Consider the following 19,862-nt stretch of genomic DNA (forward strand, 5'->3'; position numbering starts at 1 on the left):
TAGGATGCTAGGAACCGAGGTACATGAGGGCCTCGGCGGCGACGGGGCGGAAGCCGGCGGCCTGGAAGGCGCGGACGCTGCGGGCGTTGCCTGCCGCCTGCTGTGACCAGACGGACTCCCCCGCCGGGACGAGGTGCCGGGCCGCGGTGGCCAGCGCGCGGCCCAGCCCCCGGTCCTGGGCGTCCTCGTCGACCTCGATCGCCGTCTCCCAGCGGCCCGCCACTCCCCGGCCGAGGACGACGATCCCGCCGTCGGCGGACCACACCCGCACCTCGTCGCGGTGGTGCAGCGCGCGCCGGACCCGGGGGTGGTCCGGATCGGTGAGCTCGCGGAGCCGTACCGGCGGATCTCCGGGCAACGGGGCGGCCACGGTCAGCAGGTCGATCGTGTCCATGGCGCGCGACGTGCGCTCGAGCAGCGCCGCGAGGAAGCGTGGTGGGCACGGGCGTAGGGTCGGGCGTGGCACACGCCAGTTGCCGCCATGAGCGGCGGTCGATTACGGGGGGACAGCGATGGCGACATTCGGCCGTGACGACGAGCTGCGGGGAGCGCGGTTCACGGACGCGGACCTGCGGGGCGCCCGGTTCGCCGGGGCGGACCTGTCCGGGGCCGTGATGCGGGGCGTCGAGCTGCGGGGCGTGGAGCTCGACTCGCCGTGGCTGTTCGAGGACGGCAACGTCCTGCTGGTCAACGGGGTCGACGTGCTGCCGTTCGTCGAGGCGGAGCTCAACCGGCGGTTCCCGGGGCGGGCCGCACGACAGGCGGAGGACCCCGACGGGCTGCGGGCGGCGTGGACAGCGGTCGAGGGCGCGTGGGCGGCGACCGTCGCGCGGGCGGCGGCGCTGCCGGACGGCACGGTCGACGAGGCGGTGGACGGCGAGTGGTCGTTCGCGCAGACCCTGCGACACCTGGTGGTCGCCACCGACATCTGGCTGGGCAAGGCGATCCTGCGGGTCGAGCAGCCGTTCCACCCCATCGGCCTGCTGTACTCCGGCGCGGAGCAGGACGGCCACGACACGTCGGTCTTCACGGCCGGGACGCCGCCGTTCGCGGAGGTGCTGGAGGCCCGGGCGGGCCGGGTCGCGATGGTCCGCGACTTCCTCGACGGCGTCACGGCCGACGAGCTGGCCGCGACCCGCCACAACCCGCACGCGCCCGAGCGCGAGAAGACCGTGCGCTCGTGCCTGCACGTGATCCTGGAGGAGGAGTGGGAGCACCACCGCTACGCCGTGCGCGACCTCGACGCGATCGAGGCCCGCGCGTCATGACGTGAGACCGGCGGGCGCGGGTGGCGGCCAGGCCACCCGCGCCCGCCCGGCTGCTCGACCCGGGTGCAGGTGCTCATCAGGGCAGGTACGCGATCTGCGGCACCCACACGGTGGTGTCGTAGCCGTTGTTGCCGTTCCTGTTGACGTTGAAGTACAGCCACTCGCCCTTGGTGACGGGGATGTCGACCGGCGCGAACGGCAGCGTGGTGCCCGGCGCGACGATCGCGGCGGGGCTGTCCCATGCGGGCCACACCGTGACGACGGGCGACTTGAAGGACGACGTCGACCGGTTGATGGTGATCCGGACGCCGTCGGCGCCGCTGCCGCCGGCGGTGAAGATGCCGCCGCCGGCGCTCACCCGCACCGTCCCGGTTCGTGGGGCCTGCCAGGCGCGGGCGACGTCGTAGGTGCTGCCCGGGTGCATGCCGACCGAGTCGATGAGCGCGAACTGCTCATCGCCGTGCCAGCGCAGGTCCTGGTCGTTCCAGTTCATCATGAAGTAGCGCATGCCGGGGGCTGGGAACCGCTGCACGTAGTCCAGGCCGTTCTCGCCGTGCTTGCCCGTGTAGTCGGTGCCGAGGCTCACCGCGCTCCGGTTGAAGCCGGCGGCGTTCAGGGTCACCTTCTGCCGGTACAGCCAGCGGAACTCCTTGGCGATGTCCGTGGTCGGCTCGTCGCGCGGCCAGACGAAGTAGTAGCCGAAGTAGACGTAGAACTCCCGGCCCACCTCGCCGTTGTCGGAGCCGTCGAGGTTCACGATCGTCTCGTAGGGCGACAGCGTCGGCTTGTTCACCGCGTCGCTGTTGAGCAGCCAGGTCGGCGTCTCGAAGTGCGTCGGGTCGTCACCGAAGGCCAGGAAGACGCCCCGCCCTGCGCCGGCGCTGCCGCCGGCCATCAGGTACTTGCCGAGGTAGGTGCTGTAGGCGGCGTCGCCATGGGTGCCGTAGTCGTTGGTCTCGCCCGCCGGCATGACCCAGCCCCCGACGCCGTTCATGCCGGGCGAGGTGAAGCCGCTGTTACGGTCGAGCTTCATCCACGTGCTGACGGTGCCGCGCCGGGCGGCGTCCAGGACCTCGGTGACCGGCGCCCGGGCCACCGTCGGGACCCCCGGCTCGGTGAAGTACACGTAGAAGTAGCCGTCCTTGACGACGAACGGCATGCCGCCGATGTTGCCGTTGGCGCCGGTCTGCTGCTTGACTTCCGCGGCGATGGTCTTGCCGAGGATCTGGAAGTGTTCCCCGTCGTCGGTGGAGTACGCGAGGCCGCCGGCCCACCAGCCGGACGTGGCCGGGTTGGCGTTCTCGATGTGGCAGAACGCGAGCAGGTGCCCCTCGGGCGTGCGGTAGATGTTCTCGATCCACCAGGTGCCGTCGAACTGGTTCAGGTTGGTGAACCGGACACTGGCCTGGTCGTGGTAGACGGGGGTCTGCGCCGGGTGCCTGAGGTCGCCACGGAACTTCTGCAGCCGGCCGCCGGAGGAGTGGTAGAAGTCGAAGGAGCCGTTCTTCGGCACCACCGAGACGCTCGCGTCCAGGGCGTCGTTGATGCCGATGTGCTCGAAGTCGTCGGGGCCCATCACGAGCTCGGCCTGGTCCAGGGCGAACTTGGGGGTGTAGCCGTAGCTGATCCGCGGGAACCACGAGGTCGAGTCGTTGTATGTGGTGCCGTTCTTGTTCACGTGGAACAGCAGCTGGTCACCGGCGGCGACGGTGGTCTGGAAGATGTGCTGGGCCATGAAGCCCGGCCGGATCTCCTGGTACGCGTCGGACGGCCAGACCTTGGTGAGCGTGCTGCCGCTGCGCTGGCGCACGAACGCCCGGACGCCGTCGATGTCGTGGTTGGCCGGGTCGCCGTAGTCACGGCTGTCGATGGTGCCGCGCACCGTGACCGTGCCGGCCCGCGGCGCCGTCCAGCCGATCACCGCGTCGTTGACGTCGGGGTGCATCCCGCTGCGGGCGATGATGCAGAACTCGCAGTTGCCGCGCCAGCGGTGCTCGAGCGGCTTCCAGTCCATCTCGCTGTAGGCGGTGCCGTCCCATTGCAGATAGGACCATTCGTTGGTGTTCTTCGTCTCGGCGAAGCCGATCGCGTACTGGTAGTCGTCGGGTAACGCCTCGACGGCCGCGGCGGCCGGAAGTGGTCGCAGGATCTGGAGCAGCATCAGCGCGCAGGTGACGAGCGCGAGCATGCGGAACCGTCTGTTCAACGTGAGCCCCCGTGGCTGCCGAACCGAATGCGTGCACCGTACTGAAGGCGGTCGAAGTCAGCAACCCCGCCATTGAGCGATCGCTCAAACCGTGTCAGACTCCCGTTTGAGCGATCGCTCAATGGGGAGGAGCAGTCATGAAGGTCGTCGTCGCGGGCGGGTCCGGCGGGCTCGGGCGGGCGGTGTCGCGGGACCTGACCGCGCGCGGGCACGAGGTCGTCGTGCTGAGCCGCTCGCCGGCCGCGCCGGGGTCGGGGCGGTGGGTGCGCTGGGACGGCGCGACCGTGGGCGCGTGGGCCGGTGAGCTGCGCGGCGCCGCCGTCGTCAACCTGTGCGGCGCGCTGGTGGACCGGCCGCCGACCGCGGCGAACGTCGCGCTGCTGACCCGCTCCCGCGTCGAGCCGACCCGGGCGCTCGCCCGCGCCGCCGCCGAGGTCGACGCCCGGGTGCCGGTGTGGGTGCAGATGAGCACCCTTGCCATCTACGGCGACGCCGGCGAGGCCGTGCTCGACGAGACCGCGCCCGCCGCCGACGGCCCGGCGCAGATGGCCGGCGTCGCCCGGGCCTGGGAGGAGGCGGCGGCGGACGTGCCGGCGCGGCGCAGGATCGTGCTGCGCACCGGCATCGTCCTGGAGCCCGGCACGCCGGCGATGCGGCGCCTGACGGGGCTCGTGCGGTGGGGGCTCGGCGGCCGGGTCGGCGACGGGCGGCAATGGATCAGCTGGCTGCACGTCGCCGACCTGCTCGCCGTCATGCGCCGGTGCCTGGACGACGACCCGGCGCTGAGCGGGGTCGTCCACGCGACGTCACCGCGGCCGGTGCGCAACGCGGAGCTCATGGCCACCCTCCGGCGGGCGCTGCACCGCCCGCCGGCACCGCCCACCCCGGCCACGCTGGTCCGGCTCGGGGCGCGGGTGCTGCGGACCGACCCGGCACTCGCGCTGACCGGCCGTCGGTGCGTCCCGGCGCGGCTGGAGGCGGCGGGCTTCCGGTTCGCCCACCCCGAGCTGCGGGGCGCGGTCGCCGACCTGCTGGCGGGCGGCCCGCGCCCGGCCCCGCACCGCTGAGGACGGTCGCGCGGGTCATGCCCATGTGTCTCGGCGAGCCCGGCGGCCGGCCGGCGGCCGTCCGGCGGCCGTCCAAGCCCGATCGGTTGACGGTGCGGGTGGTTCGCCGCACCGGCTGACGCAGGCGTTTGGAGCGCCGCGGCGCGGGCAGCGGGCCCGCCGTGCCCACGACTGCGCCGACGGCGGCTCCGGCGCGGTCGCCCCGCCTGCCGGCACTCGACGGCGTCCGGGCCGTCGCGCTGTGCGCGGTCCTCCTCGTGCACGGCATGCCCGGCCTGCTGCCGGGCGGGTTCCTCGGCGTGGACCTGTTCTTCGTCCTGTCCGGCTTTCTCATCACCTCGCTGCTGCTCCGCGAGGCCGAGACGACGGGCCGGATCTCGCTGGGCGGCTTCTGGCTGCGCCGGGCCCGGCGGCTGCTGCCCGCGCTGCTGCTCATGGTCGCGTTCGTGCTGCTCACCGCCCGGTGGCTGCTGCCCGCGCAGGACCCGGCGCCGCTGCGGACCGACGCCGTCGCGGCGCTCACCTACTGGGCGAACTGGCGGATGGCGGACCGGGGCGGCGACTACTTCACCGAGACCGCCGCCGCGTCGCCGTTGCAGCACACCTGGTCCCTCGCCATCGAGGAGCAGTTCTACCTGCTGTGGCCGCTGCTGCTGATCCTGGCGCTGCGCCTGCCGCGGCGGCGGCTCGTCATCGGGATCGGCGCGCTGCTCGGCGCGGCCGCCTCGGCGGTCGCCGCCGCGTCGCTGCCGGCCACAGACGGCACCGACGGCACGGACCGGCTCTACTTCGGCACCGACACCCGTGCCTGCGCGCCGCTCATCGGCTGTGCGCTCGCGGCGGCCCTGCCGGTGCTGACCCGGCACACCACCCTCCGCCGTTGCGCCGCGGCCGCCGGTGTACCGGTGATCTGCGCCGGCCTGGCTGCCGCGCACGGCGACTCCCCGTGGCTGTTCCACGGCGGGCTGGCCCTGTTCGCGGTCGCGGCCGCCGCGGTCGTCGGCGAGCTCGCCGCCGCGCCGTCCTCCCCGGCCGCCCGCCTGCTGAGCGGCCGTGCCATGGTCCTGCTCGGGCGGGTCTCGTACGGCGCGTACCTGTGGCACTGGCCGCTGTTCGCGGTCCTCGACGCCGACCGCACCGGGCTCACCGGCGTCCGGCTCTTCGCGGCCAGGGTGACCACGACCCTGCTCGTGGCCGCGGTCAGCTTCGTCCTGGTGGAGCAGCCGATCCGCCGTCCGGGCGCGGTCGCCGCCGGCCGGCGGTGGCTGCTGCCGCTGGGCGCCACGGCGACGGCGTCCGCGGCAACGGTCCTCGCCCTGCTGGCGGGGCCGCCCGCCGTTCCGCCGCCCTCGAACGCGGTCGCCGCGCCCCCACTGGCCACGGTCGCCGCCCCGCAGGGCACGGGCTCCGCGCCCGCCGGCGGCCCGGTGACGGCCCGCCCCGGCCGGCGCGCCGGTCCCCCGCGGGTGATGGTCATCGGCGACTCCGTGTCGTGGACCCTCGGCGCGTACTGGCCCGGCGACCCCCGCTTCGAGCTCGACAACCAGGGCGTCCAGGGCTGCGGGATCGCGGTCCTGCCGGAGTTGCGCTACGGCGGCGACCCGCACACCAACCTCCCGTACTGCGCGACGTGGCAGTACCGGTGGGGCAGCTCCGTGGCGAAGGCCGAACCCGACGTGGTGGTCGTGCTGCTGGACCGGTGGGAGCTGATGGACCGCCGGCTCGACGGCCGGTGGACCCACGTCGGCGAGCCGGACTACGACGCATACCTCGCCGGCCAGCTCCGGACCGCGATCGACCTCGCCGCCGGGCGCGGCGCCCGGGTCGCGCTGCTGACCGCCCCGTACACGCGACGCCAGGAACGACCGGACGGCGGTCTGTGGCCCGAGGACACCCCGGAGCGCGTCGACGCGTGGAATCGTCTGCTGCGCGCCACGGCCGCCGATCACCCGGGCCACCCGGTCGTGCTCGACCTCAACCCCGTCGTCTGCCCCGACGGGAAGTTCACCTGGCAGGTGGGCAACGTCCGCGTCCGCAGCGACGGCCTCCACCTCACCCCCGAGGGTGTCCGCAGCGTCGTCGCCCCGTGGCTCGCCCCGCGGCTCGCCGCCCTCGCGACCGGCTGACTGGTCGTCCTCCTCGATGGTGGTCGTCAGTACACGGTGAGGCCGGCGGCGGCGAAGGTGTCGCGGACCCGGGTCAGGAGCGCCTCGCCGGGAGGCGGGGTGTCCCGCAGGGTGAACGGGATGCCGAGCCGGTCGTACTTGGCGGCGCCGAGGCGGTGGAACGGCAGGACGTCGACGCGTTCCACGTTGCCGAGGCCGGCGGCGAACCCGGCGACGCCCTCGACGTCCGCGGGGTCGTCGGTGAGGCCGGGGACGAGGACGTACCGCACCCAGACCGGCGTGCCGCGGCCGGCGAGGCGGCGCGCGAAGTCCAGGGTCGGGGCGATGGACCCGCCGGTGAGCCGGTGGTAGCGGGCCGGGTCCCACGCCTTGATGTCGAGCAGGACGAGGTCGGTGACGTCGAGGAGGTCGTCGCCGGCGCGGGCGCCGAGCGCGCCGGACGTGTCGAGGGCGGTGTGCAGGCCGAGCTGCCGGGCGCCGGTGAAGAGCGCGTGGGTGAACGCGGGCTGCAGCAACGGTTCGCCGCCGCTGACGGTCATGCCGCCGCCGGTGGTCCGGACGAAGTCGGTGAACGTGCGGACCTGGTCGACGACGCCGCCGGCGGTGGTCGCGGTGCCGTCGCGCATCCGCCAGGTGTCGGGGTTCTGGCAGTACAGGCAGCGCAGCGGGCACCCGGCGAGGAACGCCACGAAGCGGGTGCCGGGCCCGTCGACGCCGGTGGAGACGTCCCACGAGTGCAGCCGGCCCGGGACCGGACGCCACCGTTCGGGGGGAAGGACGGTGGCGTCCGGCCGGGTCTGGGAGGAACGCATCGGGGTCATGCCGATCCGTGGAAGGTCCGGTTGACGACGTCGCGCTGCTGCTCCGGGGTGAGCCGCACGAAGTTGACGGCGTAGCCGGACACGCGCACGGTCAGCTGCGGGTACCGCTCTGGGTGCTCCATCGCGTCCAGCAGCGTGGCGCGGTCGAGCACGTTGACGTTGAGGTGGAACCCGCCGGCGCCCATGTAGGCGTCGAGGATGCGGGCCAGGTTCGTGACCCGTTCGGCGTCGGCGCGGCCGAGGCCGTCGGGGGTGACGGTGCTGGTGAGGGAGATGCCGTCGCGGGCCGCCGCGTAGGGCAGCTTCGCCACCGACAGGGCCGAGGCGACCATGCCGTGGGTGTCGCGGCCGTTCATCGGGTTGGCGCCGGGCGCGAACGGCTCACCGGCGCGGCGGCCGTCCGGCGTGTTGCCGGTGTGCTTGCCGTACACGACGTTGGAGGTGATGGTGAGCACCGACTGGGTGTGGATCGCGTCGCGGTAGCTGGGGTTGGCGCGGACCTTGTCCATGAACGTCTCGACCAGCCACACGGCGATGCTGTCGGCGCGGTCGTCGCCGTTGCCGTAGGCCGGGTAGTCGCCGTCCACCGTGTAGTCGACGGCGAGGCCGGTGGCGTCGCGGACCGGCGTGACGCGGGCGTAGCGGATCGCGGCGAGGCTGTCGGCGGCGACGGAGAGCCCGGCGATGCCGCAGGCGAGGAACCGGCGCACCGGGTAGTCGTGCAGCGCCATCTCGATGCGCTCGTAGGCGTACTTGTCGTGCATGCAGTGGATGATGTTGAGCGCGTCGACGTACGTGCGGGCGAGCCAGTCGAGGGTGCGGTCGAACGCCGCGAGCACCTCGCCGTAGTCCAGGACCTCGCCGGTGAGCGGTGCGGTCGCGGGCGCCACCTGGACGCCGCTCATCTCGTCGCGGCCGCCGTTGATCGCGTACAGCAGGGCCTTGGCGACGTTGACGCGCGCGCCGAAGAACTGCATGTCCTTGCCGACGCGCATCGCCGACACGCAGCACGCGATCGCGGTGTCGTCGTCGCTGTGCCGCCGCAGCAGGTCGTCGTTCTCGTACTGGATGGCGCTGGTGTCCATCGACACCTTCGCGCAGAAGCGTTTGAACGGCTCGGGCAGCGCCGGCGACCACAGGACGGTCAGGTTCGGCTCGGGCGCCGGTCCCAGGTTGTACAGCGTCTGCAGGTACCGCAGCGACGTACGGGTGACGAGGGTCCGGCCGCCGGCGCCCATCCCGCCGATCGACTCGGTGACCCAGGTCGGGTCGCCCGAGAACAGCTGGTCGTACTCGGGGGTGCGCAGGAAGCGGACGATGCGCAGCTTCATGACGAAGTCGTCGACGAGCTCCTGCGCGCCGCTCTCGGTGAGGACGCGCTCGTCGAGGTCGCGTTCGAGGTAGATGTCCAGGAACGTCGAGGTGCGCCCGAGCGACATCGCGGCGCCGTTCTGCTCCTTCGCGGCGGCGAGGTAGGCGAAGTACAGCCACTGCACGGCCTCCCGCCCGGTGCGGGCGGGACCGGCGATGTCATACCCGTAGCTCGCGGCCATCGTCTTGAGCTCATCGAGGGCGCGCAGCTGCTCGGCCAGCTCCTCGCGGTCGCGGATGACCTCGGCGGTCGACGGCCGGTCGTCCAGGGACGCCTTGTCGCGGCGCTTCTCGGCGATGAGGAAGTCGACGCCGTACAGCGGGACCCGGCGGTAGTCGCCGATGATGCGGCCGCGCCCGTACGCGTCGGGCAGGCCGGTGATGACGCCGGCCTTGCGCGCGGCGAGGATCTGCGGCGTGTACGCGTCGAACACGGCGGCGTTGTGCGTCTTGCGGAACCGGGTGAAGATCTCCTTCACGAGGGGGTCGAGCTCGTACCCGTAGGCCTTGAGCCCGTTCTCCACCATCCGCAGCCCGCCGAAGGGCATGATCGCCCTGCGCAGCGGCGCGTCGGTCTGCAGGCCCACGATCAGCTCGTGCTCGCGGTCGATGTAGCCGGGCGCGAAGGCGGTGATCGACGCGGGCGTGCGCGGGTCGACGTCGTGGATGCCGCGCTCGCGCTCCTGCGGGAACATCGCGGTCAGCAGGCCCCACACGTGCGTGGTCCGCCGCGTCGGCCCGGCGAGGAACGTCTCGTCGCCCTCGTACGGGCGGACGTTGGCCCGCACGAACCCTGCCACGTCGACCTGGTCCCGCCACGATCCGCCACGGAAGCCGCGCCAGGCGGCGAGCCCGGCGGTGGTTTCGGCGGGGGCGCTGATGGTGGTCATCGGTTCCTCCTCGGCTCGGTTCCAGCCTTGTCCGCGGCGGCCGGAGACGGCAGGGCCGTTGGTCCCGCCGCCTCCGGGACGCCCGTTACCGCGCCCGCCGTGCTCCGTGGACGAGGGCCGCCGGTCCTGGGCCGTCGGTCCCGGTCAGTACGGGTCTTCCGCCTCATCCGCCGCCTCGCGGTACGGGCGGAGGCTGACAGCGCGTACACGCATCCGACAGGGGGACCGCCGACATGGGGACACAGGCACGCACGCCGGCACGGCAGGCACGGCAGGCGCGGGCGGAGGCGCTGCGGCGCACCCGGCGGCGGCACCGCAACCTGGGTGTCGCCGGTGGGGTCGTCATCGTCGCGCTGCTGGCCGCGATCGCGTTCGTCCTCGTCGACGCGGCCGGCGGCGACGCGCCAGCACCGCCCACCGCGCAGTCGACGGCGGCCCCGGCCGGCGCGACCGCCACCGGCGCGATCGTGACCGGGACGGGTCCGGTCACGGTGACGATCTACCTGGACTACCTCTGCCCGTACTGCGGGCGGTTCGAGCGGGCGAACAGCGGCGACCTGGAGCGTCTCGTCGCCGCCGGCACGATCCGCCTGGAGCTGCACCCGCTCGCGTTCCTCGACCGGGCGTCGCAGGGCACCCGGTACTCCACCCGCACCGCCAACGCCGTCGCCACCGTCGCCGACCGGAGCCCGGCGAAGGTGCTCGCGTTCAGCGCCGCGCTGTTCGAGCAGCAGCCCGCGGAGGGCGGCCCCGGCCTGACCGACCAGCGGATCGCGGCGATCGCCACCGGCGCGGGCGTCCCCACCGACGTCGCGGCGTCGTTCACCGAACGCCGCTTCGAGCGCTGGGTCGCGACGTCCACCGACTGGGCGTTCCAGCACGGCGGCGTCACCGGCACGCCGACGGTCCTGGTCAACGGCAAGGTGTTTGAGGGCGACCTGTACACGGCCGGTCCGCTGGCCGCGGCCGTCGCGGCCGCGGCATGACCGCCCTGGAACGGGTCCGGCGGCTGCGGCACAGCAACGGCTGGATCTACGGCACGATGCTCGTGTCGGCCGTGCTGAGCCTGGTCGCGTCGTTCGTGCTGTCGGTCGACGCGGTCCGCCTCGCCGCCGACCCCGCCGCCGACCTGACCTGCGACATCAACGCCGTGCTGTCCTGCGGCACCGTCGGGCGGTCCTGGCAGGCGCAGCTGTTCGGCTTCCCGAACGCGTTCTTCGGCCTGGTCGCCGAGCCCGTCGTCATCACCGTCGCGGTCGCGAGCCTCGGCGGCGTGCGCTTCCCGCGCTGGTTCATGCTGGCGGCGCAGGTCGTCTACACCCTCGGCGTCGGGTTCGCCTACTGGCTGTTCTACCAGTCGTCGTACGTCATCGGCGCGCTGTGCCCGTGGTGCCTGCTGGTCACGGTGTCCACGACGCTGGTCTTCGCCACCCTGACGCACGTGAACCTCCGCGACGGCCACCTGCCGCTCCCCCGCCGCGCCGGACCGGCCCTGCGCGCCGCGATCGACGCCGACCTCGACGCCGTCGCCGTCACGATCTGGCTGCTCGTCCTCGCGCTGCTGGTCGTCGTGAAGTACGGCAGCGCACTGGTCGCCTGACCGAGCACCCGCCGAGGACGGAGCCGACCCATGACACACACGCTGATCGTCACCGCCGTCGTCCTGATGGCGTACGGCGCCGCCGCCGCCACCGTGCTGACGATCTACCGCGCGGCCGACGTGAAGGCCCCGCGCCTGGCCCGCATGGAGTCCGACGCCGCCCGGCGCCTCGTCGCGGGTAGCCTCGACCAGGTCGGATACCGGCGGACCATGGCCGTCCTCGCCGCGCTGGACGACGTCGCCCATCCACTCACCGTCCCCGGACCGCCCCGTCAGGACGACGGCCCGGCGACCAGGTGACCTTCGGCCCGTGCGGCCGCAACGGCCACGGAGCAGCGTGGACCGTGAAGGGGGTAGGGCCATGAAAGACCTATGTGTCCGTGACGTGATGAACCCGTCGGTGGTGGTCGTGACGGCCGACTGCACCGATCGGCACGTCGCCGACGTCATCACCGAGTTCGGGGTGAGCGGCGTGCCGGTCGTCCGTGACGACGACCGGGTGATCGGGGTGATCTCCGAGGCGGATCTGCTGCCCCTGCTGCGCCCGGGCGCCGGCGACGCGCCGGCGGGCACCGCCGGCACGATGATGTCCACGCCGCCGGTCACGGTGACCGCCGGGTCGCGGGTGAGCGCCGCCGCCGGGCTGATGGAGCGGCACCGGGTGAAGCGGCTGCCGGTGCTCGACGACGACACCGGCACCCTCGTCGGGATCGTGACCCGCCGGGACCTGCTGCGCGGTGCGCTGCGCTCCGACGAGGCGATCGAACGGGAGCTCATGGACGAGCTGCTCATCCACGGGCTGTGCCTCGGGGACGACGGCGTCACCGCCGACGTCCACGACGGCACGGTGACCTTGTGCGGCGCCGCCGCGCGGCGGCGGGACGCCATGGTCGCGGCCAGGATCGCCGGCGGGCTCGACGGCGTGGTCTCCGTGGTCGACCACATCAGCGTGCCGGCCGCCCCGCAGCCCCGTGGATGACCGCCGACCGGACGGCGGACTGCCTGCCGGACGGCAAGGTCGTCCGGGTCCGGACGATCGCGGTCGCTGAAAGTTACAGCGGCGTTTGACTTCATTGATGTACTCCGATAGCTTCGCCGACACCCTTGGGAAAGCCCTTTCCCCGTGAGGAGTCGCGTCATGAAGCGTCGCTGGCGCATCAGTGTGCTCATCGGGACGGCGGTGACCACGCTGCTGGGCGTGGGCGTCGTCGTCGCCCTGCCGTCCGCGTCGGCGGCCACGGTCGACACGTCCGCCTGGTACGTGATCGTCAACCGCAACAGCGGCAAGGCTATGGACCTGTGGGAGTGGTCAACCGCCGACGGCGCCCCGGTCAACCAGTTCACCCGCAACGACCTCGCCGTCCAGCAGTGGCAGTTCGTGCCCACCGACAACGGCTACTACCAGATCAGGTCGCGGCACAGCGGCAAGGTCCTCGAGCTCGCCAACGCGAGCGACGGCGCCGGCCTGTACCAGCAGACCGCCGCCGCCGGGAACAACCGGCAGCAGTTCACGCTGAAGGACTCCGCCGGCGGCTACGTGCGGCTGCTCAGCCGGCACAGCGGCAAGGCCCTCGACGTCTGGGAGTGGTCGACCGCCGACGGGGCCCGCATCTCGCAGTACACCGACACCGACGGCGCCAACCAGCAGTGGACCCTCGCCCGCGTCGGCAGTGGCACGCCGACGACGTCGCCGCCGTCCGGCGGGTGCGGCACCGGCTCCTTCAACGCCGAGGCGGTGCTCAACGGCGGCACGTGGACGGCGCGCAACGGCGGCACCACCGCATACACGGGCACCGACATGCGCGCGGCCGTGCAGGCCGCCGTCAACAGCCTGACGGCCGGGCGGACCTCGAAGCAGCGCGTCGTCGTGCGCGGCTCCGGCACGATCAGCGCCGGCGCCCGCATCTCGCTGCCCAGCTACACCACGATCGACGTCTGCGGCACGATCAACGTCACCGGCACGGGCTCAGGCGACCAGGCGCCGATCTACTCGCGCGGCACCACCGACGTCGAGGTGCAGCACCTCACGCTGACCGGCGCCCCGCTGTACGGCATCTTCATGCGCAACGTCACGAACGTCGTGCTCGGGCAGATCGACATGCGGCTGTCCGGCGGCCTCGGCGTGCGCATCGACAACCGCGGCGACACCAGCCAGTGGACCCGCAACGTCCGGATCGGCACGGTGTACGTGTCGGGCGCGAGCTCGCACGCGGTCGAGACGTACGGCGTCGACGGCATCACCATCGGCACGGTGACCGCGCGCAACGTCGGCGAGTCAGGCCTGCTGCTCAACCAGACCGTCAACGCGACGGTCGGCACCGTCGACGCGGAGAACGCCGGGACGGGCACCGGGTACGCGGCGTTCCGGATGGCCAACCGCAACGGGCGCATCGGCAGTTCGTACACCACGAACATCCGCGTCGGGACGGTCCGTGCGCGCGGCGGCGGCCGGGGCATCTTCTGCGTCTCGGAGAGCGGCGGCGCCGTCGTCGACCGGGTCGACATCGCCGACACCGGCAACAACGCCGTCCTGATCGAGAACTGCTACAACGTCACCGTCGCCACGAACGGCGGCACGATCAGCGGCGGCGGCGAGGTCCGGCTGGCCGAGCGGACCGAGTTCCCCGGCAACACCGACATCACGCTGCGCAACTTCACGCTGACGAACAACCGGATCGTCGAGAACCCGTGCACGGACCGGCTCACGATCTCCAACGTGACGCTGAACAACTCGACGATCACCCGCTGCTGAACCCCGCCCGGCGCCTGCCGGGTCATCGGTCGCCGCCGCGGCCGACCGGCCGATACGTCCGGCGGGCGGCTGACAGGCGCCGGGTGCGGTTCGGTGGCGCTCCCGGTCCGGGCCCTGCCGTCCGGCGGCTCCGGCCCGAATGATGGGGCGGGCCCGTCGATCACGGGCAGCCGGAAGGAGTGCAAGGTGCGCAACACACGCAGGCGGGGCAGGCAGGAGCTGCTGCGGGCGGCGGCCGCGGCGGCGGCGCTGCTGCCGGTGGTCATCGGCGGCACGGCCGGCGGCACCCAGTCGATCGCGTCGGCGGCGCACCGGGCATCGGACGCCTGGGCGTCGAACATCTGGATGGGCACCGCCGCCTCGGGCGCGGGCCTCTCGCTGGCCGACGTGCGCAAGACCATCGGCGCGGCCACCGGCACGGCCGCCGGCCTCACCGGCGCCGGGGTCGGCGTCGCGCTGATCGACACCGGCATCGCGCCGGTGCCCGGGATGCCCGCCGCGCAGATCATCAACGGGCCGGACCTGTCGTTCGAGTCGCAGTCGTCGAACCTGCGCTACCTCGACACGTACGGGCACGGCACGCACATGGCCGGCATCATCGTCGCCAACGACAGCACGACCGGCACCGTCGGCCTGGCCCCCAAGGTGAAACTCACCTCTGCCAAGGTCGGCACGTCCAACGGCGCCGTGGACGCGTCGCAGATGATCGCCGCGATCGACTGGGTGGTGGCGCACCGCAACGACGACCCCGCCAACCCGATCCGGGTCATCAACCTGTCCTACGGCACCGGCGGCACGCCGAACTACTGGACCGACCCGGTGGCCTTCGCCGCGGAGCAGGCCTGGAAGGCCGGCATCGTCGTCATCGCCGCCGTCGGCAACGACGGCAAGCAGATGACCGACCCGGCCACCGACCAGTTCATCCTCAACGTCGGCTCGGCCGACACCCGCGGCACACTGTCCACATCGGACGACACCATCTCGGCGTTCACCAGCCTGACGTACAACGGCCCGTCCAACCGCCGCACCGACCTGCTGGCACCCGGCCAGTCGATCCTGTCGCTCGCCGACCCCGGCTCCAACATCGACGTGTCCTACACCTCCGCCCGGGTCGGGACGACCCTGTTCCGCGGCAGCGGCACCTCCCAGGCGACCGCGGTCACCAGCTCCGCCGTCGCGCTGCTGCTGCAGGCCCGCCCGTCGCTCACGCCGGACCAGGTCAAGTACCTGCTGATGGCCAACGGCGACGTCCTGACCAGCGGCAACGCGGCCGGGCTCGGATACCGCGAGCTCAACCTCGGCAAGGCCCTGGCCGCGCCGACGCCGAACGTGAAGCAGAACTTCACCTGGTCCAACGGGTCCGGCCCGATCGAGGACGCCCGCGGCGGCAGCCACGTCGTCCGCGACAACGTCGCCCTCACCGGTGAGGCCACCATCTGGGGCACCCTCAGCACCGGCGCCTGGGCGTCGCGCAGCGCGTCGCAGAGCTCGTGGTCGGGCGGGCAGTGGATGGGCCACCAGGTGACCGGCAGCGGCTGGACCGGGACGTCCTGGGCGTCGAAGACGTGGGCCGTCGCCGCCTGGTCCGGCACGCCGTGGGGCGCCGCCAGCACCTGGTCCGACCCGGGCTGGTCGGGCCACTACTGGTCCGGGCACTACTGGTCCAGCGGCACGTGGAGCGGCCACTACTGGTCCAGCGAGGACTGGTCCACCGCCAGCTGGGACTGAACCCCGGCAACGAGGACGCCCAGGCGCTGCATGCCTGGGCGTCCTCGCGCATTCGTCAGAACATGACCGGGGCGCGGTAGGGCTTCGGCTGGTCGGCGGTGTCGTCCCGGTCGAACGACAGGTGGCTGACCACGTCGACGACGCCGTCGACGCGCTCGATCTGGCGGACGAGCGGCGCGACGAGCGAGCCGCGGTCCACCTCGCCGAGCAGGGTGACCACGCCGTCGTCGACCTCGACCCGCAGCTGCGACCGGTCGATGCCGACCAGGTCGTCGACGGCCTCGGTGAGGATCTCGCGGCGGATGTCCTCGTCGGTGCGCAGGAACACCTTCAGCAGGTCGCGGCGGGTGACCATGCCGATGAGGCGGCCCAGGTCGTCGACGACCGGCAGGCGCTTCAGCTCGTCGGTCTCCATGATGCGGGCGGCGGCGACCACGGACGTGGTGCTGAGCACGGTGACGGCCGGGGCGTTCATCAGCTCGCCCGCGGCGGTCGCGTGGGCCTTGCCGCGCGCCTGGCGGGTGTGCCGGCCCTCGAACAGCCGCGGGTGGTCGTCGTCGCCGGCGAACTCGATCTTCGGCACCAGGTCGGCCGACGACACGACGCCGACGACCCGGTCGTGCGCGTCGACCACCGGCACCGCGTTGATCTCGTGCGCCTCCAGGAGGTCGACGATCTCCTTGAACGGCGTGTCCTCCTGCACGGAAATCGCGCCGATCGTCATCACGTCGGCGACGTTCCAGCGTCCCATGGCCTGCCTCCTGCTCAATCCGTCGCTGTCTGCTGAGCCGAACGTATGGCCCGCCGGCACCCCGCGGCAGGGCACAACGGCACCTCCACGGGTGCCGTTCGACCGGCCCGTGCCACCGGGTCCAACGGCCCTGTCCGCGGCCGGAAACCGTGCCTAGCGTCGAGTCGGAATATCGTGGAGGTGCACCGTGACCGTGCCGACCATCGGCGAGCGCGCCAGCCTGCAGCACCTCGTGGACGTCGTCGAGGCGTCCCGCGCGTCGCACATCGCAGTCGTCGACGAGTTCGGCCGGCTGCTCGGCGCCATCGACACCGCCGACCACCCCGACCTGTTCGGCGGCCTGTTCGGCGGCGAAGACGGTCCCCGCGTCGCGGGCACACCCCGGCACCGGCGCCGCCGGGACGCCAGGCGCCACGCGGCGGCCGGCGACCTCATGGCCGACGCCGTCGTGGTCGGCGAGGCCTGGTCGCCGGCGCGGGCCGCGCACACGCTCACCACCGCCGGAGCGGACGTCGCGTACGTCGTCGACGACCTCGGCTGCGTCCGGGGCACCGTCACCATCCGCCAGTGCCGACCGGCGCCGGCGGCGCACACCGTGCCGAAGGAGGCCGGCCGTGACCAAGTACGTGTATGACTTCGCGGAGGGCAGCAAGGAACTCAAGGACCTGCTCGGCGGCAAGGGCGGCAACCTCGCCGAGATGGCGAACCTCGGGCTGCCCGTGCCGCCCGGCTTCACCGTCACGACCGACGCCTGCCGGGCGTACCTGCGCGGCGGCGACGAGCCGTTCGGCCTGGCCGACGAGATCGGCCTGCACCTGGAGCGGCTCGAACGGCAGGCCGGCCGGCGGCTCGGCGACCCGGACGATCCGCTGCTGGTGTCGGTGCGCTCCGGCGCGAAGTTCTCGATGCCGGGCATGATGGAGACCATCCTGAACGTCGGGCTGAGCGACGCGACCGTCGCCGGCCTCGCCACGCAGACCGGCGGCGACGAGCGGTTCGCCTGGGACTCCTACCGGCGGCTGATCCAGATGTTCGGCAGGACCGTGTGCGGGGTGCCCGGCGAGGCGTTCGAGCGCGCCCTCGACGACGCCAAACGCGCCGCGGGCACCACCGACGACCTGGGCCTCGACGCTGCCGCGCTGCGGGGGCTCGTCACGCGGTACCGCGAGATCTTCCGCGAGCACACCGGCCACGACTTCCCGCAGGACGCGCGGGAGCAGCTCGACCGGTCGATCCGCGCCGTCTTCGACTCGTGGAACGGCGAGCGGGCCGTGCTGTACCGCCGGCAGGAGCACATCCCGGCGGACCTCGGCACCGCCGTCAACATCGTCGCCATGGTCTTCGGCAACCTCGGCCCGGACTCCGGGACCGGCGTGGCGTTCACCCGCGACCCGGCCACCGGCGCGACCGGCGTCTACGGCGACTACCTCGCCAACGCCCAGGGCGAGGACGTCGTCGCCGGCATCCGCAACACCGTGCCGCTGCAGCAGCTCGCCGCCGTCGACAAGCACGCCTACGACGAGCTGATGGTCATCATGGCGAAGCTGGAGGCGCACTACCGCGACCTGTGCGACATCGAGTTCACCATCGAGCGCGGCAAGCTGTGGATGCTGCAGACGCGCGTCGGCAAGCGGACCGCGGCGGCCGCGTTCGTCATCGCCACGCAGCTCGTCGACGAGGGCGTCATCGACCTCGACGAGGCGCTGCACCGGGTGACCGGCGCCCAGCTGGCGCAGCTGATGTTCCCGGCGTTCGACCTCTCCCGGGCGCCCGAGCGGCTGGCCCGGGGGGTCGCGGCGTCCCCGGGCGCCGCGGTCGGCGCGGTGGTCTTCGACGCGAAGCGGGCGGCGGCGCTGGCCGCGCGGGGCGAGCGGGTCATCCTGGTGCGCCGGGAGACCAACCCCGACGACCTGCCCGGCATGATCGCCGCGCAGGGGATCCTGACCAGCCGCGGCGGCAAGACCTCGCACGCGGCGGTGGTCGCCCGCGGCATGGGCAAGACGTGCGTGTGCGGCGCCGACCGCATCGATGTCCACGATGGACACTTCACAGCGGACGGCCGGACGGTGGCCGAGGGCGACATCGTGTCGATCGACGGCAGCGCCGGCACCGTGTACCTCGGCGCCGTGCCGGTGCAGGAGTCGCCGGTCGTCCGGTACTTCGAAGGCACCCTCTCCCCCGGCGCCGACCCGCTGGTCGCGGCCGTCGACCGGATCCTCACCCACGCCGACAAGGTCCGGCGCCTCGGCGTGCGGGCCAACGCCGACACCGCCGACGACGCCGCCCGCGCCCGCCGGTTCGGCGCCCAGGGCATCGGGCTGTGCCGCACCGAGCACATGTTCCTCGGCGAGCGGCGGCCGCTGGTCGAGCGGCTCATCCTCGCCGGCACCGACGACGAACGCGACAAGGCCCTCGCCGATCTGCTGCCCTTGCAGCGCGCCGACTTCGAGCGGCTGTTCGAGGCGATGAACGGGCTGCCGGTGACGGTCCGGCTCATCGACCCGCCGCTGCACGAGTTCCTGCCGCCGCTGGACGAGCTGGCCGTGCGGGTCGCGCTCGAGGAGTCGCGCGGCGAGCCGGACGGGCACGACCAGGCGCTGCTCGACGCGGTCCACCGGATGCACGAGGAGAACCCGATGCTCGGCCTGCGCGGGGTCCGGCTCGGCCTGGTCGTGCCCGGACTGTTCGCGATGCAGATCCGCGCCGTGGCCGAGGCGACGCTCGCCTGCCGCGAACGCGGGGTCACGGTCCGGCCGGAGATCATGGTGCCGCTCGTGGGCGCCGTGCAGGAGCTGGAGGCCGTCCGCGAGGAGGCGCAACAGCTGCTGGGGGCGCTCGGCGTGCAGGCCCGGGTCGGCACGATGATCGAGGTGCCGCGCGCCGCACTTACCGCCGGCGAGATCGCCCGCGCGGCCGACTTCTTCTCCTTCGGTACCAACGACCTCACCCAGATGGGGTGGGGCTTCTCCCGCGACGACGTCGAGGGCGCGTTCTTCACCCGCTACCTGGAGCTGGGCATCTTCGGCGTCTCGCCGTTCGAGTCGATCGACCGCGACGGGGTCGGCAGGCTGGTCCGCATCGCCGTCGACGAGGGCCGCCGGACCCGGCCGGACCTGCACATCGGGGTCTGCGGCGAGCACGGCGGCGACCCCGCCTCCATCCACTTCTTCCACGACGCCGGGCTCGACTACGTCTCCTGCTCGCCCTTCCGGGTGCCGGTCGCCCGGCTCGAGGCGGGCCGCTGCGCGGTCGTCGCGACCGGTTCCGACTCACGGTAAGGGA

At 73.0% G+C, this 19,862-nt stretch carries 15 protein-coding genes and 1 pseudogene; 11 read left to right on the top strand and 5 right to left on the bottom strand.

The genetic code is table 11. The features are described from left to right. Positions 1–7: 7 nt before the first annotated feature. A pseudogene (locus ABD332_RS30425) lies at positions 8–436 on the bottom strand (GNAT family N-acetyltransferase); the annotation flags it as partial. Positions 437–512: 76 nt separating this feature from the next. On the opposite strand from ABD332_RS30425, the gene ABD332_RS30430 reads away from it, so the two are divergent. Then, positions 513–1,268 carry a DinB family protein gene (locus ABD332_RS30430; RefSeq protein ID WP_344505767.1) on the top strand — a complete coding sequence of 252 codons (756 nt, stop codon included), beginning with the start codon at positions 513–515 and terminating at the stop codon, positions 1,266–1,268. A gap of 76 nt (positions 1,269–1,344) precedes the next feature. Here ABD332_RS30430 and ABD332_RS30435 read toward each other — a convergent pair whose 3' ends face one another. Continuing rightward, positions 1,345–3,474 (bottom strand): glycoside hydrolase family 183 protein, encoded by a 2,130-nt coding sequence (locus ABD332_RS30435; RefSeq protein WP_344505768.1) that lies wholly within the window; start codon positions 3,472–3,474, stop codon positions 1,345–1,347. Positions 3,475–3,611: 137 nt separating this feature from the next. Here ABD332_RS30435 and ABD332_RS30440 point away from each other — a divergent pair, with 137 nt between their 5' ends. Next, a complete protein-coding gene (locus ABD332_RS30440; RefSeq protein ID WP_344505769.1) occupies positions 3,612–4,541 on the top strand; it encodes a TIGR01777 family oxidoreductase in 930 nt (309 codons plus the stop codon). A gap of 161 nt (positions 4,542–4,702) precedes the next feature. Then, positions 4,703–6,667 carry an SGNH/GDSL hydrolase family protein gene (locus ABD332_RS30445; protein WP_344505770.1) on the top strand — a complete coding sequence of 655 codons (1,965 nt, stop codon included), beginning with the start codon at positions 4,703–4,705 and terminating at the stop codon, positions 6,665–6,667. Positions 6,668–6,693: 26 nt separating this feature from the next. On the opposite strand, the gene pflA is transcribed toward ABD332_RS30445, so the two are convergent. Together pflA and pflB are read right to left on the bottom strand one after the other, a co-directional pair. Beyond that, on the bottom strand, positions 6,694–7,479 hold the full coding sequence (gene pflA, locus ABD332_RS30450) for a pyruvate formate-lyase-activating protein (RefSeq protein ID WP_425552314.1): 786 nt from the start codon (positions 7,477–7,479) through the stop codon (positions 6,694–6,696). Between the two features lie 5 nt (positions 7,480–7,484). Continuing rightward, entirely contained in the window at positions 7,485–9,749 is a 2,265-nt protein-coding gene (gene pflB, locus ABD332_RS30455) for a formate C-acetyltransferase (protein ID WP_344505772.1), read from the bottom strand. Positions 9,750–9,982: 233 nt separating this feature from the next. Here pflB and ABD332_RS30460 point away from each other — a divergent pair, with 233 nt between their 5' ends. The 6 genes from ABD332_RS30460 to ABD332_RS30485 all read left to right on the top strand — a co-directional run bounded on the left by ABD332_RS30460 (position 9,983) and on the right by ABD332_RS30485 (position 15,829). Next, positions 9,983–10,735 (top strand): DsbA family protein, encoded by a 753-nt coding sequence (locus ABD332_RS30460; RefSeq protein WP_344505773.1) that lies wholly within the window; start codon positions 9,983–9,985, stop codon positions 10,733–10,735. Continuing rightward, on the top strand, positions 10,732–11,349 hold the full coding sequence (locus tag ABD332_RS30465; protein ID WP_344505774.1) for a vitamin K epoxide reductase family protein: 618 nt from the start codon (positions 10,732–10,734) through the stop codon (positions 11,347–11,349). Before ABD332_RS30460 ends, ABD332_RS30465 begins: the two co-directional genes overlap by 4 nt. A 30-nt stretch (positions 11,350–11,379) precedes the next feature. Next, positions 11,380–11,649 carry a hypothetical protein gene (locus ABD332_RS30470; RefSeq protein ID WP_344505775.1) on the top strand — a complete coding sequence of 90 codons (270 nt, stop codon included), beginning with the start codon at positions 11,380–11,382 and terminating at the stop codon, positions 11,647–11,649. A gap of 61 nt (positions 11,650–11,710) precedes the next feature. Beyond that, positions 11,711–12,328, top strand: coding sequence for a CBS domain-containing protein (locus ABD332_RS30475; protein WP_344505776.1), 618 nt, complete (start codon positions 11,711–11,713; stop codon positions 12,326–12,328). 159 nt (positions 12,329–12,487) lie between these two features. Next, positions 12,488–14,101 (top strand): RICIN domain-containing protein, encoded by a 1,614-nt coding sequence (locus ABD332_RS30480; protein ID WP_344505777.1) that lies wholly within the window; start codon positions 12,488–12,490, stop codon positions 14,099–14,101. A gap of 186 nt (positions 14,102–14,287) precedes the next feature. Next, on the top strand, positions 14,288–15,829 hold the full coding sequence (locus ABD332_RS30485) for a S8 family serine peptidase (RefSeq protein ID WP_344505778.1): 1,542 nt from the start codon (positions 14,288–14,290) through the stop codon (positions 15,827–15,829). A gap of 55 nt (positions 15,830–15,884) precedes the next feature. Here the strand turns inward: ABD332_RS30485 and ABD332_RS30490 are convergent, their stop codons facing one another. Then, positions 15,885–16,580 carry a CBS domain-containing protein gene (locus tag ABD332_RS30490; RefSeq protein ID WP_344505779.1) on the bottom strand — a complete coding sequence of 232 codons (696 nt, stop codon included), beginning with the start codon at positions 16,578–16,580 and terminating at the stop codon, positions 15,885–15,887. A gap of 187 nt (positions 16,581–16,767) precedes the next feature. On the opposite strand from ABD332_RS30490, the gene ABD332_RS30495 reads away from it, so the two are divergent. After that, a complete protein-coding gene (locus tag ABD332_RS30495) occupies positions 16,768–17,214 on the top strand; it encodes a CBS domain-containing protein (protein ID WP_344505780.1) in 447 nt (148 codons plus the stop codon). Next, positions 17,195–19,858 carry a pyruvate, phosphate dikinase gene (ppdK, locus tag ABD332_RS30500; RefSeq protein WP_344505781.1) on the top strand — a complete coding sequence of 888 codons (2,664 nt, stop codon included), beginning with the start codon at positions 17,195–17,197 and terminating at the stop codon, positions 19,856–19,858. Before ABD332_RS30495 ends, ppdK begins: the two co-directional genes overlap by 20 nt. Positions 19,859–19,862 lie beyond the last annotated feature (4 nt).

It is taken from the genome of Dactylosporangium maewongense, assembly GCF_039531485.1.
Lineage (GTDB): Bacteria > Actinomycetota > Actinomycetes > Mycobacteriales > Micromonosporaceae > Dactylosporangium > Dactylosporangium maewongense.

Coding starts and splice junctions, on each gene's coding strand:
- ABD332_RS30430 (WP_344505767.1), top strand. CDS start 513: ATGGCGACATTCGGCCGTGACGACGAGCTGCGGGGAGCGCGGTTCACG.
- ABD332_RS30440 (WP_344505769.1), top strand. CDS start 3,612: ATGAAGGTCGTCGTCGCGGGCGGGTCCGGCGGGCTCGGGCGGGCGGTG.
- pflA (WP_425552314.1), bottom strand. CDS start 7,479: ATGCGTTCCTCCCAGACCCGGCCGGACGCCACCGTCCTTCCCCCCGAA.
- pflB (WP_344505772.1), bottom strand. CDS start 9,749: ATGACCACCATCAGCGCCCCCGCCGAAACCACCGCCGGGCTCGCCGCC.
- ABD332_RS30460 (WP_344505773.1), top strand. CDS start 9,983: ATGGGGACACAGGCACGCACGCCGGCACGGCAGGCACGGCAGGCGCGG.
- ABD332_RS30465 (WP_344505774.1), top strand. CDS start 10,732: ATGACCGCCCTGGAACGGGTCCGGCGGCTGCGGCACAGCAACGGCTGG.
- ABD332_RS30470 (WP_344505775.1), top strand. CDS start 11,380: ATGACACACACGCTGATCGTCACCGCCGTCGTCCTGATGGCGTACGGC.
- ABD332_RS30475 (WP_344505776.1), top strand. CDS start 11,711: ATGAAAGACCTATGTGTCCGTGACGTGATGAACCCGTCGGTGGTGGTC.
- ABD332_RS30480 (WP_344505777.1), top strand. CDS start 12,488: ATGAAGCGTCGCTGGCGCATCAGTGTGCTCATCGGGACGGCGGTGACC.
- ABD332_RS30490 (WP_344505779.1), bottom strand. CDS start 16,580: ATGGGACGCTGGAACGTCGCCGACGTGATGACGATCGGCGCGATTTCC.